Source organism: Rhizobacter sp. SG703, assembly GCF_012275445.1.
Classification (GTDB): domain Bacteria; phylum Pseudomonadota; class Gammaproteobacteria; order Burkholderiales; family Burkholderiaceae_C; genus Rhizobacter.
The window spans coordinates 329026-345369 of the sequence record NZ_JAAZQK010000001.1 but is presented as its reverse complement, the minus strand read 5'-3'; the positions used below and the strand labels follow the sequence as shown (position 1 = coordinate 345369).

Sequence of the window (16344 nt, the reverse complement as noted above, 5' to 3'; positions counted from 1 at the left end):
TTCAGGTGAGCGAGATCGTGAGGCGCCTGCCGAGCGCCTTCAGCGCATCGGCCACCGTATCGATCTTCGTCGGGTGGGTCAGCGTCGTGAGGCGGTTCACTTCTTGTGGCCGGATGTGCATGCGGCGCGCGAGATCGACCGGCCGCGTTCCCTGGCGAATCATTTCGTTCAGCAGCAAGACCTTGACGGCGATGCTGACCGGGAGGTCGATGGACACCTGACCGCGCTTGGGTGCCGACGGCTCGGGGACGAGTCGACGGTCCTCGAAATAGAAATCCATCGCGGTGGTCAAGGCATCGGCCGCGTTCTGCAGCGCCTCTTCCTTCGTGGCAGCGCCGGTCAGCGCCTCGGGGATGTCCGGGAATGAGACCATGAAGCCATCGCCATCTCGGACGATGCGGGCGGGGTAACTCAACATGGATTGCTTCCCTCAACGAATCGCGCGCCCATCGATGCAAGTTGGCGTTTGAACTCTGCGACCTTCATGCGGGTTCCAGTTCCGGCGAGTTGGCGACATGAATGCACTCCTGAAACTGCCGTCCTTGTGCACTGGGGCGGCGTCAGCGTGGAGCGAGTCGTCAGTCCGGCGGGATCCTGCGGCGCACCAGGCAACTCGGATCAGGCTGGTTGGCCAACCTCGTTGCCGATGCGACCGTAAACAATTTTGATTGTTTTTGGAATGGAATTTCTCGTTGAATCCAGCGGGCCGCCTGGTCCGGGCGGCCGTGTCAAAAAAAGCCCCCTTGCGGAGGCGCTTTCGATGACGACGGTTTCTGAGGTCGACGCGTGCTCAGGCGTCGATGTGCAGCGACAAGCCGGTGTCGGTGTAGGTCGGCGTCACCGTGTGACCTGGGAGCGTGATCGTCGTGAAGCGGCCGCGCAGCTTCGACGCGCTGATGACCCGGATCGTGTCGCCGACGACCGGTGCGAAGCCGCTGCGGAACTGGAGGGTCAGCGTGCCGCCATCCAGCGTCACCGTGCGGTCGACGACCAGTCGCCCCGCATCCGCGGCGCCCAGGTTCAGCTGCAGCGTGCCGCCGCCCAGCTGGGTGTAGGCGCCGAGCAGATGAAGTGCCGTGCTGCCGTTGCTGACCAGGCTGCCGCCGCTCACATGCACGTCTCCGCTGCCGAGTGCCAGCGCACTGTCGGCGCGCAAGGCCCCGGCCTGCACCGCGGTGCCGCCGCTGTAGCGGTTGCTGCCGCTCAGCGCCAGCGTGCCGGTGCCGGACTTGCTGAGCTTGCCGGCGCCGCCGATGGTGTTGTTCCAGCTGTCCGACGCGTTGAAGCCGCCGAGGCTGGCGTCCATCGCGACGCTGACGTCGCCGTTGAAGGCGCCGTAGCCGTCGGCCGCGTCGAACAGGTTCAGGCGACCCCAGCCTTCGGCATCGTCAAGCACCGGGTAGCCCGACGGCAGCGCGGTGGTCTTCAGCACCACGCGGCGCTGCTCGACGCTCAGGTAGGGCAGGCGGGTCTCCAGCAGCACTTCGGCACCTTTGGGCACGACGGCGGCCCTGGTCTTGTCGCCGGTCTGCGCGAAGCCGTACGTCAGGCGGCGCAGGTAGTCGGCCTTCGCGGCAGCCCGGTCGGCGAAGCGGTCGCTGCTGCCGACTTGCGAATGCGCGAACGCGTTGAGCTCGGCCGCGCTGCTCGCGCCCGTCGCGGCCATCAGCGCCGTCTGCGCCTGCGCATAGGCCGCGGCACGGATCTTCGAGTCGGCGCCGGTCGCGATGGCCGCGGCCGCGACGGCCTGGCCGTGCACGCGCCCGCCGATCACGTCCAGCGGCGAGTGCATGCCGGCGAGGATGCGGTTCTCGCCGAGCTCCGCGCCCCGCGCGAGCATCTCCTGGAAGCGCTGCGGCACCACGTATGCCATCGCGACGGCGTCGCGCGTCGCCTCGGCCGAGTGGCCGCTGATGAAGCCGCCGTCGGTGGTGGGCGTCGTGCTCTTGGCCGGCTCCAGCGCCGGCACCACCTTCACGCTGGAACTCCAGCGCCACGGGCGCGCGTACTTGAAGAAGCGCTTGGCGGGCTCGGTCGAGCCGTTCTCGCCGATGCCGTTGACGAAGTCGACGACGACGCCGAAGCTCGTGTTGCCCGCGGCGCTCGCCACGCCGGTGTTGTTGCCGCTGTCGTTGTAGAGCACCGTCGTGGCGTCGCCCGCGATGGCCGTGATCGAGGTCACCTGCTGGGCGGCGCTGCGCCATGCTGCGGTGAGCGGGCCCATGCCGTCGCTGACGCTGTAGGCCTTGCCGCGGCGGTCGTCCAGGTAGGCGGCCAGTTCCTGCGCGGCCGTGCGCCGGGTGGTCGCATCGATCACGTACTGGATGTTGGCGCCGTGCGCCGTGGCGTCGAGCACCGTGCCATCGGTGGCGTCGCCGGGGATGCCGCTCCAAGTCGAGGTGGCCACGGCCGGGAAGCTGCCGCTGGCCGCGGCCGTCACGCCGGCATCGACGAGGGCGGTCGTCGGTTTCCACACCGACAGGAAGCCGCCGACCACGCGCACGCCGGCATTGGTCGAGAGCGTGGCATAGCGCGCATCGCCGCGCTGGTTGGTGAAGGCGTTGTCGACGAACGGCAGCACCGTGCTTTCGTCGGCCACCGGTGCCGTGTCCGTCTTGCCGAGGCCGGTCGGCGCATCGGGAACGGTGTAGCCCGGGGCGGTGTCGTCACCATTGCTGCCCCCGCCGCCGCAGGCGCTCAGCAACAAGGTGGTGGACAGGGCGAGGCAGAGCGGGCGCAAGGCGAAGCGAGACATCATGGTCGAGGGAGTGACAGCCGATTTTGGAAGCTGCGACTCTAGGGACGCGATGTGTCCCGCTCATGACGCGCTCTTGCCGCGCTATTGCCACGCTCGTGCCCCGGTGGCGCCCGAGGCGGGATCGCCGTCAGGGACGGCTCGCCGCGCCGACACGCCGCTTCGCCACGCCCAGTCCCGCCAACCCCAGCACCATCAGCGCCCAGGTCGCCGGCTCGGGCACCGGCGCGGTGTTGTTCCAGCTGTATGCGAACAGCTCGAAGCTGCCGAACAGCACCTGCTCCGAGCGGTTGTGCACCGTCAATGACAAATGCCCGAGCGGATCGGCGCTGTAGGTGAAGTCGTCGAAGCTCGGCAGCCGCTGCTGCGCGGCGGTGCCGGGTGCCGTCGGGTTGTCGTTGAAGATGTTCGCGATCAGGTTCACGCCGTTGCTCGCGAAGGCTTCGTCGCGGAAGATCAGCGCCGCCTGGTGCACGTACGAATCGGGCCGGGTGCTGTCCTCGGTGAAGCGCGGCAGCGGCGCCGACGCGATCGAGTTCGTCAGCATCGCGATGCCCGAGAAGGTCACCGACGCGAACGGGTTCAGCACGAACGGGCGCTGCCAGTTGATCGTCGCGCTGGCTTCGTCGTCGTGCCGGTCGGCCTGGAAGCCAGTCGACACGCTGCCGTGCCCGATCGAGGCCTGCGCCGACAGCGTCTCGCCGGGCGCCTTCGGCAGCTCGATCGCCGCCTCGCCGAACGGCGTGCCCGCACGCGCCGACGCATCCAGCAGGCGCGACTTCAGGTTCAGCGAATGCACGTCGTTCGGCCCGGGCACCTCGTGCGCCGTGACCAGCGAGGCCTGGAAGCCGTTGTCCGCCAGCCAGTGACCCGGCTCGCCGGTGTCGAGGCCGGTCGGCGTGCCGAGCGTGAAGGTCGCCGATGCCGAGCCCGGCTTCCCCTGCGGCGTCGAATCCGATCCGGCCTGCGCCACGCCGCACACGCTCAGCAAACAGGCCGAGGCGATCATCCACGTCTTCATCTGGGTTCTCCCTGCCGGACCCTTTCCAGCGCCTCCCATTGAAGACTGTGCCGCCGCGGGCGGCAAGCCCCAATTGGTTGCCGGCCGTGTATCCGACGGAGATGGGTCCGACGCGCCGATCAGTGCCGTCCGACAGCCCGCTTCCGGTTCAGCGCGACGCCAGGCTTTGCGCCGGCCGCCGCAGGCTCGGGTCGAACGGGTGGATGCGCGGCCCGATCGCGGCCGCCTCGCGCTTCAGCAGTTCCACCACGGTCGGCATGCGGTCGGCGTTGAGCCGGTCGGAGATCGTGCCCACCGACAGCGCGGCCACCGCGCGTCCCTCGCGGTCGAGCACCGGCACCGCGACGCCCGCCATGCCTTCCAGCAAGCCGGTGTTGCGCCCGGCGAAGCCGGCCTGCCGCACGCGATCGATCTCGGTGCGCAGGTAGACCTCGTCGTACACGCCGTACTCGCGCACCCGCGACAGGTTGAAGCGGATCACCTCCTCGCGCTCGGCCTCCGGCAGGAACGCGAGGATCGCCAGCGCCCCCTGGCCGACGCCGAGCGCGACGCGCCCGCCGACGTCGCCGGTGAACGAGCGGATCGGGAACGGCCCCTCGCTGCGGTCCAGGCACACCGCGTCGAAGCCGCTGCGCGCCAGCAGGAAGATGCTGTCGCCCAGGCTCGCGCACAGCCGCAGCAGCGCCGGCCGGCATAGCGTGCGCAGGTCGGCCGGGTTGCCGGCCGTCGCGGCCAGCGCGAAGAACTCGATGCCCAGCCGGTAGAGCTTGCTGCGCGCGTCCTGCTCGACCATGCCCTCGGCCACCAGCGACTGCAGCAGCCGGTGCGTCGTCGCCTGTGTCAGGCCCACGCTGCGTGCAATCTGCGTGACCCGCCCCCCATCGGCGTGCACCTGCGCCAGCGCACGGATCACGGCAAACAGCCGGCTGGCGGCGGCGGTCGACGGACTGTCTTCGCTCATGGCTCTATCCTGTGGAATCTCCGGGTTCGGTCAGCCGAAGAGTATTCCATTGAGCGAAATCATGAAACAAAGTATTTGATTCATCGGAATGTCAGGTTCAAGATGGCTTGCAACTTGCAATCGATTTGAAACATCGGTTCGGGGATTCGGCAAGCGAGGGCCTCCATGTCTTTCCTGCAGTTGACGGGCGTGACCAAGTTCTACGGCGACACCTGCGCGGTCGCCGACCTGAGCCTGTCGGTCGAGAAGGGCGAGTTCGTCTCGCTGCTCGGGCCGTCGGGTTGCGGCAAGACGACCACGCTGCAGATGGTGGCCGGCTTCGAGCCGGTGACGCGCGGCCGCATCGAGCTCGACGGCCGCGACATCACGCAGGCCAAGGCCAACACCCGCGGGCTGGGCATCGTGTTCCAGACCTATGCGCTGTTTCCGCACATGACGGTCAGCGCGAACGTGGCCTTCGGGCTCGAGATGCGCAGGATGCCGCGCGCCGAGCGGCTCGAGCGCGTGCGCGCCGCGCTGGCGCTGGTGCACCTGGAAGCACATGCCGGCAAGTACCCGCGCGAACTGTCCGGCGGCCAGCGCCAGCGCGTGGCGCTGGCGCGCGCGCTGGTGATCGAGCCGCCGGTGCTGCTGCTCGACGAGCCGCTGTCCAACCTCGATGCCCAGCTGCGCGAGGAGATGCAGTTCGAGCTGCGCCGCATCCAGCGCCAGGTCGGCACCACCACGGTGATGGTCACGCACGACCAGGGCGAGGCGATGTCGATCAGCGACCGTGTCGTCGTGATGGAGCAGGGCCGGGCGACGCAGGTCGACCGTCCGCAGCGCGTCTACGACCACCCGCGCACCCGCTTCATTTCCACCTTCGTCGGCAAGGCCAACCTGCTGGAGGCGCGCGTCAACGGCGAAGGCGCGGTGCAGGTCGGCCCGCTGCGCGTGGTGGTCGACGACACCGGCCACCGCCCCGGCGCCGCGGTGCTGCTGAGCGTGCGGCCGGAGAAGCTGCAGTTCGTGCCGCCCGGCAGCGGCCGGCTCGACGGCGAGGTCGCCGAGCGCTTCTTCCTCGGCAGCCAGTGGTTGTACCGCGTCGACACCGCGGTCGGCGTGCTGGCCGTGCTGTGCCCGAACGACGGCCGCGCCGCGCTCGAGACCGGGCAGCGTGCCGGCATCGACTGGCCGGTGCAGGGCAGCCGGCTGCTGCCGTCCGAGGTGGCGGCCGGCACTGCATCGCGTGCCGTGCAGGAGACCGTGCGTTGAAGTGGGCTCCGTGGTGGCTGAGCGCCCCGGCCGCGCTGCTGTTCACCGGGCTGCTGCTGGTGCCGCTCGCGCTGACCGCGGTGCTGTCCTTCAACGTCTACGACCCGGCCACCGGCGCGCGTGCCGGCGAGTTCACGCTGGCCCACTACGCGATGGTGTTCGGCGACCCGTACTACCACGGCATCTTCTGGCGCACCTTCCGCATCTCGGCGCTGGTGGCGCTGATCTGCGTGCTGGTCGGCGCGCCCGAGGCCTGGGTGCTGAGCCGCATGCGCAACCCGTGGCGCTCGGCGATGCTGCTGGTGGTGCTGGCGCCGCTGCTGGTCTCGGTGGTGGTGCGGGCGTTCGGCTGGAGCATGCTGCTCGGCCCCGAGGGCCTGGTCAACGCGGCGCTCGGCGCGCTCGGCCTCGGGCCGTTCAAGCTGCTGTACACCGAGACGGCGGTCGTCATCGCGCTGGTGCACGTGATGCTGCCCTTCATGGTGATCCCGGTCTGGACCTCGCTGCAGAAGCTCGACCCCGGCATCGCCGACGCCGCGCTGTCGCTGAAGGCCTCGCCGTTCACCGCGCTGCGCCGCATCGTGCTGCCGCAGGTGATGCCGGGCATCCTGTCGGGCAGCCTGATCGTGTTCGGCCTCGCGGCCAGTTCGTTCGCGATCCCGGGGCTGCTCGGCGGACGCCGGCTGAAGATGGTCGCGACCGTGGTCTACGACGAGTACCTGCACGAGCTCAACTGGCCGCTCGGCGCCGCGGTCGCGCTGACGCTGCTGGCCGCCAACCTCGCGGTGATGCTGGGCTGGAACCGGCTGGTCGAAGGGCGCTACCGGCGCGCGCTGGGCTGATGGGGCGCCGCCGATGAACCGCAACGGCCCGCTCGCCCTCGCATTCCACGCGCTCGTGATCGCCTTCATGCTGGCGCCGCTGGTCGTCGTGTGCCTGGTCGCGTTCACGCCCGAGAACACGCTGACGCTGCCGACCACCAGCTTCTCGCTGCGCTGGTTCCGCGCGGTGTTCGAGCATCCGGATTTCATGCAGTCGTTCTGGAACAGCCTGTGGCTGGCGCTCGGTTCGGCCACGCTCTCGACGCTGCTCGCGGTGCCGGCCGGCCTGGCGATCACCCGCCACCGCTTTGCCGGGCGGGAGTTCCTGAACGGGCTGTTCCTGTCGCCGCTGATCATTCCGCACCTGGTGCTCGGCGTCGCGCTGCTGCGGCTGTTCGCACTGGTCGGCGGCAGCGGCAGCTTCGGCTTCCTGGTGTTCGCGCATGCGCTGATCGTCACGCCGTACGCGCTGCGCCTGGTGGTGGCGGCGCTGGTCGGCTTCGACCGCAGCGCGGAGCAGGCGGCGGCCTCGCTCGGCGCCGGCCACTTCACCGTGTTCCGGCGCATCACGCTGCCGATGATCCTGCCCGGCGTCACCGGCGGCTGGATGCTGGCCTTCATCAACAGCTTCGACGAGGTGACGATGTCGATCTTCGTGACCGCGCCGAGCACGGTGACGCTGCCGGTGCGCATGTACATGTATGCGACCGAATCGATCGACCCGCTGATGGCCGCGGTGTCGGCGCTGATGGTCGGCGTGACGGCCCTCGCGATGGTGCTGCTCGACCGCGCCTACGGGCTCGACCGCGTGCTGGTGGGGCGGCGCTGATGACCGATGCACCGACACCGCGCCGACCGCTGCTGGTGCGCCTGGCCGAGACCGGCCGCGCGCGCGTGGCCTTCACGCTCGACGGCGCGCCGGCCGCCGCGCTCGAAGGCGACACCGTGCTGACCGCGGTGCTGACGCAGCGCGACCGCCTGCGCCGCAACGAGTTCAGCGGCGCGCCGCGGGCCGGCTTCTGCCTGATGGGCGCCTGCCAGGACTGCTGGATCGCAACGGCGGACGGCGAGCGGCTGCGCGCCTGCTCGACCTTCATCGCACCGGGCATGGCCTTGCTGAGCGGGGAGGGCGCGGCATGACGCCACCGGTGATCGTCGGCGCCGGCCCGGCTGGCGTGCGCGCCGCGCAGGCGCTCGCGGCACACGGCCTGCGGCCGGTGCTGGTCGACGAGGCGCCGCGCGCCGGCGGCCAGGTCTACCGGCGCCCGCCGGCGCATTTCCGCCGCTCGCCGGCCGAGCTGTACGGCAGCGAGGCGGCGCGCGCGGTCGCGCTGCATGCCGCGGCCGACGCGCTCGCCGACCGCATCGACCACCGGCCCGACAGCCTGGTGTGGAACGCGCAAGGCGGCGTGCTCGACGTGCTTCAGCGCGGCCGCATCGAACGCCTGCCGTACGACGGGCTGATCGTCGCCACCGGTGCCACCGATCGCGTGCTGCCGGTGCCGGGCTGGACGCTGCCCGGCGTCACCACGCTCGGCGGCGCGCAGGTGGCGCTGAAGTTCCAGGGCTGTGCGATCGGCGAGCGCGTGGTGCTGATGGGCAGCGGGCCGCTGCTGTACCTGGTCGCGTACCAGTATGCGAAGGCCGGGGCGCGCGTCGTCGCGGTGCTCGACAGCGCGCGGCTGGCCGACCAGGTCGCGGCGCTGCCGATGATGCTGACGCGGCCGGCGATCCTGATGAAGGGCGCGTGGTACGTCGCGTGGCTGCGCGCGCACGGCGTGCCCATCGTGCGCGATGCGCGGCCGCTGCGGATCGTGGGTGGCGAGCGGGTCGAGGGCGTGGAGTTCGAGCAGGGCGATCGCCTGCAGGCGATCGAATGCGACGCCGTCGGCATCGGCCATGCGCTGCGCTCGGAAACCCAGCTTCCCGACCTGCTCGGCTGCCGCTTCGCCTTCGACGAGCTGCAGCGCGCGCACCTGCCGCTGCGCGACGCGGCAGGGCGCAGCAGCGTGCCGGGCCTGTACCTGGCCGGCGACGGTGCCGGCATCCTCGGGGCCGATGCGGCCGAGTGGGCCGGCGAGCGCGCGGCGCTGGCGCTGCTCGAAGACCGCGGCCTGCCGGTCGATGCGGCGCGGGCGCGTGCACTGGAGCAACGCCTGGCCGGCCTCCGGCCGTTCCGGCGCGGCCTCGAACGGGCGTTCCCGTTCCCGATCGACTGGGCGGCGCGTGCCGACGACGAGCTCATCGTGTGCCGCTGCGAGCACCTCAGCGCCGGGCAATTGCGCCGCACCGTGCGCGAGACCGGCGCCGACGACATCAACCGGCTGAAGGCGCTGTCGCGCGTCGGCATGGGCCGCTGCCAAGGCCGCATGTGCGGCGTCGCGGCGACCGAGATCCTGGCGCAGGCCTGCGGCCGGCCGGTCGGCGAGGTGGGCCGGCTGCGCGGGCAGGCGCCGATCAAGCCGGTGCCGTTGTCCGCGTTGTCGTCCGCGCCGTCGGCCGTGCCCGAGCCGGAGGCCGCCGCATGACGGCCCGGCGCTGCGTCACCGATGTCGCGATCGTCGGCGGCGGCATCGTCGGCAGCTCGGCCGCGCTCGCGTTGCGCCGCATGGGGCTGAAGGTGGTGCTGCTCGAACGCGACCTGTGCGGCTCGCGCTCCAGCGGCGTCAACTACGGCGGCGTGCGGCGGCAGGGCCGGCCGTTGTCGCAGCTGCCGCTCGCGCAGCGCGCGCACGAACTGTGGGGCCGGCTGCCCGAGCTGATCGGCACCGACGGCGAGTACGAGCGCAGCGGGCATTTCAAGATCGCCCGCAGTGCGGCCGACATGGCCTCGCTGGAACGCTACCGCGCGCTGAGCCAGGGCTTCGACCTCGACCTGGAGCTGATCTCCGGCGAGCGCCTGCGCGCGCGCTGCCCGTGGCTGGGCGCGAAGGCGGTCGGCGGCTCGCTGTGCCCCGCGGACGGCCAGGCCAATCCGCGGCTGGTTTCGCCGGCGTTCGCGCGCGCCGCCGAGCGCGCCGGCGCGCTGGTGTTCGAACGCACGCCGGTCGACGAGGTGATCGGCGACCGCGCCGGCTTCACGCTGCGCTGCGGCCCCACGCTGGAGGTGCGCGCGCCGCTGCTGCTGAACTGCGCCGGCGCGTGGGCCGGCCAGCTCGCGGCGCAGTTCGGCGAGCCGGTGCCGATGCATTCCGGCCACCCGGCGATGGCGGTCACCGAACCGATGCCGCATTTCATGGACTGGAGCCTGGGCGTCGAGGGCGGCGGCATCTACTGCCGGCAGGTCGCGCGCGGCAACCTGGTGCTGGGCGGCGGCGCGGGCGTGGCGCTCGACGCCGACCGCGCACGCTCGGACCGGCAGGCGATCACGACGCTGGCGCGCCAGGCCGTCGAGCTGATCCCCGCGCTGCGCGATGCGCAGCTGATCCGCACCTGGAGCGGCACCGAAGGCTACCTGCCCGACCGCGAACCGGTGCTCGGCTGCAGCCGCACGATGCCCGGACTGATCCACGGCTTCGGCTTCGCCGGTGCCGGGTTCCAGATCGGGCCGGCCGTCGGCGAGGTGCTGGCCGAGCTGGCCCGCGACGGCCGCAGCAGCACGCCGATCGGCGCGTTCGGCATCGAGCGCTTCGCGGCCCAGCCCGGCGCCGCGCAGGCGCCGGCCGCATCGGCGGCGCCCGCGGCGGCCGCGATGGCTGCCGCTTCACGTCCCACTTCGCTTCCCGTGTTGTCCCACCGTTGAAAGGATCGACCATGCCAAGCACCTTCCCGCTCCGCACGCGCCGTCACTGGCTGGGGGCCGTGGCCGCCGCGGCCGCGCTGCTGTCTGCCGGCGCCGCGCAGGCGCAGGCCAAGACGATCTACATCGGCATGAACGGCGGCACGATGGAGAAGGCGTACACCCAGTACGTGTTCCCGGCCTTCGAGAAGCTGTACGGCGCCAAGGTCGTCGTGGTGCCGGGCACCTCGTCGGACATCCTCGCGAAGGCGCAGGCCAACAAGGACAAGCCGCAGATGCACGTGATGTTCCTCGACGACGGCATCATGGTGCGCGCGATCGGCATGGGCCTGTGCGAGAAGCAGCGGCCGAGCCCGGCACTGAACGAGATCTACCCGGCGGCGCGCTTCAAGGACGACATGGCCAGCGGCGTCAGCCTCGGCATGACCGGCATCGCCTACAACAAGAAGATGTTCACCGAGAAGGGCTGGGCCGCGCCGACCTCGTGGATGGATTTCGCCGATCCGAAGTTCAAGGGCAAGGTGGTGTTCCAGTCGGTGTCGTCGTCGTCCTTCGGGCTGCACGGCTTCCTGATGTTCAACCGCATCCAGGGCGGCAACGACAAGAACGTCGAGCCCGGCTTCAAGGCCTGGCCGGAGAAGATCGGGCCGAACGTGCTGGAGTACATCCCGAGTTCGGCCAAGCTGTCCGAGATGGTGCAGACCGGCGAGGCGGCACTGTTCCCGCTGACGCCGACCGCGGTGGCCGCGCTGAAGGTCAAGGGCATCCCGGTGGAGTACGCGCAGCCCAAGGAAGGCTCGGTGGTGCTGATGGTCGGCCAGTGCGTGATCGCGAACAACAGCGAACCCGAGCTGGCGCAGAAGCTCGCCGAGTTCCTGCTGAGCCCGCTGGCGCAGGCCAACGTGCTGCAGTACGGCAGCCAGATCCCGACCAACCCGAAGGCACCCGCGGTGGGCGAGGGCGCGGCGCAGGTCGCGCAGATCTCCCAGTGGATGAAGAACGCGGTGACGCTCGACTGGGAGAGCATCAATGCCAACAGACCAGCGTGGAACGCACGCTGGAACAAGACCATAGAGAAGTGACGCTATCTGACGATCAAGCAACGCCCCGGGGAACCGGCTTTGCCGGGCCCCTGGGGTGGCGCCCCTTGGGGGCAGGAGCGAAGCGACTGGGGGGCCGTTTGCTCTAGCGACGCTCGTATTGCTGCTTGCCGAACAGGGCGTTGCGGGCCTTCTCGTCGTTGAGCGGCTTGCGATGCTCGGCCAGCACGGCCACGCCGCGCTGCACCGCCGGGCGGGCGGCGATCTCGTCGAACCAGCCTTTCAGGTGCGGGTAGTCGGCCCAGTCGATGCCTTGGTTCTTCCACGACCGCAGCCACGGGAAGATCGCGATGTCGGCGATGCTGTATTCCGGGCCGGCGACGTACTTCGACTTCGCGAGCCGCTTGTCGAGCACGCCGTACAGGCGCTTCGCCTCATTGGTGTAGCGGTTGATCGCGTACTCGATTTTCTCGGGCGCGTAGATGCGGAAGTGATGCGCCTGGCCGAGCATCGGACCGATGCCGCCCATCTGGAACATCAGCCACTCCAGCACCTCGTAGCGCGCGGCGGTGCCGGTCGGCAGCAGGTGGCCGGTCTTGCCGGCGAGGTACATCAGGATGGCGCCCGATTCGAACAGCGAGATCGGTCGGCCTTCCGGCCCGTCGGGGTCGACGATCGCGGGGATCTTGTTGTTCGGGCTGATCGCGAGGAACTCGGGCTTGAACTGGTCGCCGGCCCCGATGTCCACCGCCGTCACCCGGTACGGCAGCCCGCACTCCTCGAGCATGATGTGAACTTTGTGGCCATTGGGCGTGGCCCACGAATACACTTCGATCATCTTGTTTTCCTCAGGTCGTCTTTCTGCAGCACGGGCGTGCTGCGTGGATTGCGACTCTAGTTCAAGCACGGCCTTCATGCTCGACGCGCTCAAACGACTGATCTCAGGCAGGCCCGACGGCCCGGACTGGCGGGCGGTGTCGGAATGGGCGCGCGACAGCAAGATGGCCTTCAAGCGCGTCCGCGAAGAAGAAGGCTTCGTCATCGACGGCGGCATGGACAGCAAGCCGTGGCGCCTCGAATGGGGCGCGCCGCAGCGCTTCTACATCGAAGGCCATGAGCTGCGCCTGCGCATGGAACTCGGCCTGCCGCCGAACCTGCAGGTGCTGCTGCTGTCGCAGCCGTTGCGCGAGACACTCGAGCGCCAGACCTTCGAGCGCTTCACCGAAAGCACGCAGACCGTGATCGACGGCGCCACGCCCGAAGAGATGCGCTGGCTCGCGATGTTCGCGAAGGTCACGTTCGCCGCGTCGAAGGCGGTGCGCATGCGCTTCGGGCTGGTCGGCAACACGCCGCAGGTGGCGGCGTCGTGGGTCGAGGGCGCGCTGGCGCGGCAGCTCGAAGAGGCCAGCGGCAACCTGCTGGCGCAGGAGCCGCCGTTCGTGCTGATGCTGCTGCGCGGGCGGGTCTACCTGCGTCTGCAGCTGGCCAGCCCCGACCTGGCGTCGGTGAAGCAGGCGATCGGGCTGTTCGAGGTGGCGGTGCTGCAGGCGGTGCGGGTGGCCGGCGGCATGGGCGCGGGCGACAGCGGCGCAGCCAGCGGCTGGCCCAGCACCTCGTCGACCGCATGGCAGACCCAGCTGGGCCCCGACGATCCGAAGGACCGGTCGAGGCACTGAGCCGACTCAGGCGTACTTGCCCAGCTCCATCTTCGCGATCGCATTGCGGTGCACTTCGTCCGGCCCGTCGGCGAAGCGCAGCGTGCGTGCCGCGGTGTAGAAGTAAGCCAGCGGGAAGTCGTCGCACATGCCGGCACCGCCGTGCACCTGCATCGCCCAGTCGATCACCTGGCAGGCCATCGATGGCGCCACCACCTTGATCATCGCGATCTCGGCCTTCGCGGTCTTGTTGCCGGCGACGTCCATCATCCACGCGGCCTTCAGCGTCAGCAGCCGAGCCTGTTCGATCTTGCATCGCGCCTCGGCGATGCGCTCGCGCGTGACCCCCTGCTCGGCCACCTTGCGGCCGAACGCGACGCGCGACGAGGCCCGCTTGCACATCAGCTCCAGCGCCCGCTCGGCCAGCCCGATCAGCCGCATGCAGTGGTGGATGCGGCCCGGCCCGAGCCGGCCCTGCGCGATCTCGAAGCCGCGGCCTTCGCCGAGCAGCATGTTGCCGGCCGGCACGCGCACGTTCGTGAAGCTCATCTCGCAGTGGCCGTGCGGCGCGTCGTCATAACCGAACACCGGCAGCGGGCGCAGCACCTTCACCCCCGGCGTGTCGGCCGGCACCAGGATCATCGACTGCTGCGAATGCCGCGGCGCCTCGGGGTCGGTCTTGCCCATGAAGATGTAGACCGCGCAGCGCGGGTCGCCGGCGCCCGAGATCCACCACTTGCGGCCGTTGATCACGTAGTCGTCGCCGTCGCGGCGGATGCTCGACTCGATGTTGGTCGCGTCCGACGAGGCCACGTCGGGTTCGGTCATCGCGAACGCGCTGCGGATCTTGCCGTCGAGCAGCGGCTCGAGCCAGCGCTTCTTCTGCTCGGCCGTGCCGTAGCGGACGATGGTCTCCATGTTGCCGGTGTCCGGCGCCGAGCAGTTGAACACCTCGCTGGCCCAGGGCACGCGGCCCATCAGCTCGGCCAGCGGTGCGTACTCCTGGTTCGTCAGGCCGGCGCCCAGTTCGCTCTCGGGCAGGAACAGGTTCCACAGCCCTTGCGCGCGCGCCTTCGTCTTCAGCCCCTCGATCAGCTGCAGCGGCGTCCAGCGCTTGCCGGCGCGGGTGTTGGCCTCGATCTCCTCGTTGAAGGCGGCCTCGGCCGGGAAGATGTGCTGGTCCATGAAACCGGCCACCCGGGCCTGCAGGTCCTGGGTGCGCGGGGAGTAGCTGAAGTCCATGCTGGGGTCTCCGGAGGGTGGTCAGGTGCCGTGCCGGGCGCCGTGTTGTGCAATCCGCCAGCCCATCTCGGCCAGCGGCCGCGCGCCGGCGCCGGCCTGGCGCGCCTGCGCGCTCGACGCGGTGCCGTCTTCGACCCGCTTCGCGATGCCTTGCAGGATGCCGGCCATGCGGAACAGGTTGTAGGCCATGTAGAAGTTCCAGTCGGCCATCACCGCCTGCGGGTCGGTGCGGCCGGTGCGCTCGCAGTAGCAGCGCACATAGGCCGCTTCGGCGGGGATGCCGAGCGCGGCCAGGTCGAGCCCGCCGATGCCGCGGAACGCGCCGGGCGGGATGTGCCACGACATGCAGTGGTAGCTGAAATCGGCCAGCGGGTGGCCGAGCGTCGACAGCTCCCAGTCGAGCACCGCCAGCACGCGCGGCTCGCTCGGGTGGAACACCAGGTTGTCGAGCCGGTAGTCGCCGTGCACCACAGACACCTGCGATTCGTCGCGCGCGCTGGCCGGCATGTGGGCCGGCAGCCACTGCGCGAGCTCGTCCATCGCGTCGATCGGCTGCGTGACCGAGGCCTGGTACTGCTTGCTCCAGCGCGCGATCTGGCGCTCGAAGTAGTTGCCCGGCTTGCCATAGTCGGCCAGGCCCGCGGCCGCGACGTCGACCTGGTGCAGCGCCGCCATCACGCGGTTCATCTCGTCGTAGAGGCGGCCGCGCTCGGCCGCATCGAAGCCGGGCAGCGACTGCTCCCACAGCACGCGGCCCTGCACGAACTCCATGATGTAGAACGCGCGGCCGATCACCGATTCGTCCTCGCACAGCAGCAGCATCTCGGGCACCGGCACGGCACTGCCGTGCAGCGCGCGCATCACGCGGAACTCGCGCTCGATCGCATGCGCCGACGGCAGCAGCTTCGCGGCCGGGCCGGGCTTGGTGCGCATCACGTACGAGCGCGACGGCGTCACCAGCTTGTAGGTCGGGTTCGACTGGCCGCCCTTGAACTGCTCGACCTGCAGCGGCCCGCCGAACCCCGGCAGCGCGACCTGCAGGTGGGCCTGCAACGCGGCCGCGTCGAACGCGTGCGAGTCGGCGACGGGTTTGGTTCCGGTGTAGGCGTCCATGCGGTCCAGCCCCTGGTCAGCGTCGGGAACTCAGCGTTCGGAGATCGCCAGCAGCTTGTCCTTCGACAGCACCACCAGCCGCGTCGGCTCGATGCGCACCGCGCCGTCGCGCTCGAAGCCCTTCAGCTCCTGGTTGACGCGCTGGCGCGAGGCACCGAGCAGCTGCGCCAGGTCTTCCTGCGCGAGCTGCAGGCCGATGCGGATCTCCTGGCCTTGTTCGATGCCATAGCTGCGCGACAGCAGCAGGATCTGCTTGGCCAGCCGCGCCGCGAGCGGCATCGTGTTGAGGTCTTCGACCACGTCGAACATCAGGCGCAGCCGGCGGCAATTCAGCTTCAGCAGCGCTTCGTAGAGCTCGGTGTGCTGCGACAGCAGCTCGCGGAAATCGGCCTTGCGCACCACGAGCAGCGTGGTCGCGCCATGCGCGTTTGCATCGTGCGTGCGCGGCAGGCCGTCGAACAGCGAGATGTCGCCGAACCACAGGCCGGGCTCCACGTAGGTCAGCGTGATCTGCTTGCCGGACAGCGAGACCGAGCTGACCCGCACCGCGCCCTTCGCGACGCCGCACCATTCGTCGGCCGCTTCGCCGCGCGACGACAGCAAGGCGCCGTCGTGCACGCGGCGCACGACGGCCCGCGAGAGGATGGCATTGCGCAATGGCTGCGAGAGTTTGGAGAACCACGAACCCGATTCGATGTTGGCCTGCTCATCGATTGTAAGAACGGGGGTATTCATGTTTTGTC

At 70.1% G+C, this 16344-nt stretch carries 16 protein-coding genes; 8 read left to right on the top strand and 8 right to left on the bottom strand.

Going from position 1 to position 16344, the window contains the following annotated elements; all coding sequences use genetic code 11:
- Position 1 precedes the first annotated feature (1 nt).
- From FHT26_RS01400 to FHT26_RS01385, 4 genes are all read right to left on the bottom strand, one after another.
- Complete coding sequence (locus FHT26_RS01400) at positions 2–418, bottom strand: type II toxin-antitoxin system HicB family antitoxin (protein WP_168558405.1); 417 nt, start codon at positions 416–418, stop codon at positions 2–4.
- A 372-nt stretch (positions 419–790) separates the two neighbouring features.
- Complete coding sequence (locus tag FHT26_RS01395; RefSeq protein ID WP_490362758.1) at positions 791–2758, bottom strand: phosphatase PAP2 family protein; 1968 nt, start codon at positions 2756–2758, stop codon at positions 791–793.
- 127 nt (positions 2759–2885) lie between these two features.
- Entirely contained in the window at positions 2886–3776 is an 891-nt protein-coding gene (locus FHT26_RS01390; RefSeq protein ID WP_168558404.1) for a PEP-CTERM sorting domain-containing protein, read from the bottom strand.
- A gap of 148 nt (positions 3777–3924) precedes the next feature.
- A complete protein-coding gene (locus tag FHT26_RS01385) occupies positions 3925–4737 on the bottom strand; it encodes an IclR family transcriptional regulator (RefSeq protein ID WP_168558403.1) in 813 nt (270 codons plus the stop codon).
- 165 nt (positions 4738–4902) lie between these two features.
- On the opposite strand from FHT26_RS01385, the gene FHT26_RS01380 reads away from it, so the two are divergent.
- The 7 genes from FHT26_RS01380 to FHT26_RS01350 are packed head-to-tail and all read left to right on the top strand — an operon-like array spanning position 4903 to position 11633.
- Positions 4903–5991 carry an ABC transporter ATP-binding protein gene (locus FHT26_RS01380; protein ID WP_168558402.1) on the top strand — a complete coding sequence of 363 codons (1089 nt, stop codon included), beginning with the start codon at positions 4903–4905 and terminating at the stop codon, positions 5989–5991.
- Positions 5961–6833: an ABC transporter permease gene (locus FHT26_RS01375; RefSeq protein WP_349238081.1), complete on the top strand. Its 873-nt coding sequence runs from the start codon at positions 5961–5963 to the stop codon at positions 6831–6833. The genes FHT26_RS01380 and FHT26_RS01375 overlap by 31 nt, the downstream gene beginning before the upstream one ends.
- Positions 6834–6846: 13 nt before the next feature.
- Positions 6847–7641: an ABC transporter permease gene (locus FHT26_RS01370; protein WP_168558400.1), complete on the top strand. Its 795-nt coding sequence runs from the start codon at positions 6847–6849 to the stop codon at positions 7639–7641.
- Complete coding sequence (locus tag FHT26_RS01365) at positions 7641–7952, top strand: (2Fe-2S)-binding protein (protein ID WP_168558399.1); 312 nt, start codon at positions 7641–7643, stop codon at positions 7950–7952. The genes FHT26_RS01370 and FHT26_RS01365 overlap by 1 nt, the downstream gene beginning before the upstream one ends.
- Entirely contained in the window at positions 7949–9340 is a 1392-nt protein-coding gene (locus FHT26_RS01360) for an NAD(P)/FAD-dependent oxidoreductase (protein ID WP_168558398.1), read from the top strand. The genes FHT26_RS01365 and FHT26_RS01360 overlap by 4 nt, the downstream gene beginning before the upstream one ends.
- On the top strand, positions 9337–10554 hold the full coding sequence (locus FHT26_RS01355) for an NAD(P)/FAD-dependent oxidoreductase (RefSeq protein ID WP_168558397.1): 1218 nt from the start codon (positions 9337–9339) through the stop codon (positions 10552–10554). The genes FHT26_RS01360 and FHT26_RS01355 overlap by 4 nt, the downstream gene beginning before the upstream one ends.
- Before the next feature lie 11 nt (positions 10555–10565).
- Positions 10566–11633 (top strand): ABC transporter substrate-binding protein, encoded by a 1068-nt coding sequence (locus tag FHT26_RS01350; RefSeq protein WP_168558396.1) that lies wholly within the window; start codon positions 10566–10568, stop codon positions 11631–11633.
- Positions 11634–11736: 103 nt separating this feature from the next.
- Here the strand turns inward: FHT26_RS01350 and FHT26_RS01345 are convergent, their stop codons facing one another.
- Entirely contained in the window at positions 11737–12429 is a 693-nt protein-coding gene (locus FHT26_RS01345; RefSeq protein ID WP_168558395.1) for a glutathione binding-like protein, read from the bottom strand.
- A gap of 76 nt (positions 12430–12505) precedes the next feature.
- Here FHT26_RS01345 and FHT26_RS01340 point away from each other — a divergent pair, with 76 nt between their 5' ends.
- Positions 12506–13267, top strand: a complete 762-nt coding sequence (locus tag FHT26_RS01340) for a hypothetical protein (protein WP_168558394.1) — start codon at positions 12506–12508, stop codon at positions 13265–13267.
- A gap of 6 nt (positions 13268–13273) precedes the next feature.
- Here the strand turns inward: FHT26_RS01340 and FHT26_RS01335 are convergent, their stop codons facing one another.
- Genes FHT26_RS01335 through FHT26_RS01325 form a run of 3 tightly spaced genes read right to left on the bottom strand, consistent with a single transcriptional unit; the run spans position 13274 to position 16336 of the window.
- Positions 13274–14488: an acyl-CoA dehydrogenase gene (locus FHT26_RS01335; protein WP_168558393.1), complete on the bottom strand. Its 1215-nt coding sequence runs from the start codon at positions 14486–14488 to the stop codon at positions 13274–13276.
- Positions 14489–14509: 21 nt separating this feature from the next.
- Entirely contained in the window at positions 14510–15601 is a 1092-nt protein-coding gene (locus FHT26_RS01330; RefSeq protein ID WP_210427198.1) for a phosphotransferase family protein, read from the bottom strand.
- Between the two features lie 30 nt (positions 15602–15631).
- Positions 15632–16336, bottom strand: a complete 705-nt coding sequence (locus FHT26_RS01325; protein WP_056808840.1) for a Crp/Fnr family transcriptional regulator — start codon at positions 16334–16336, stop codon at positions 15632–15634.
- Between the last annotated feature and the right edge of the window lie 8 nt (positions 16337–16344).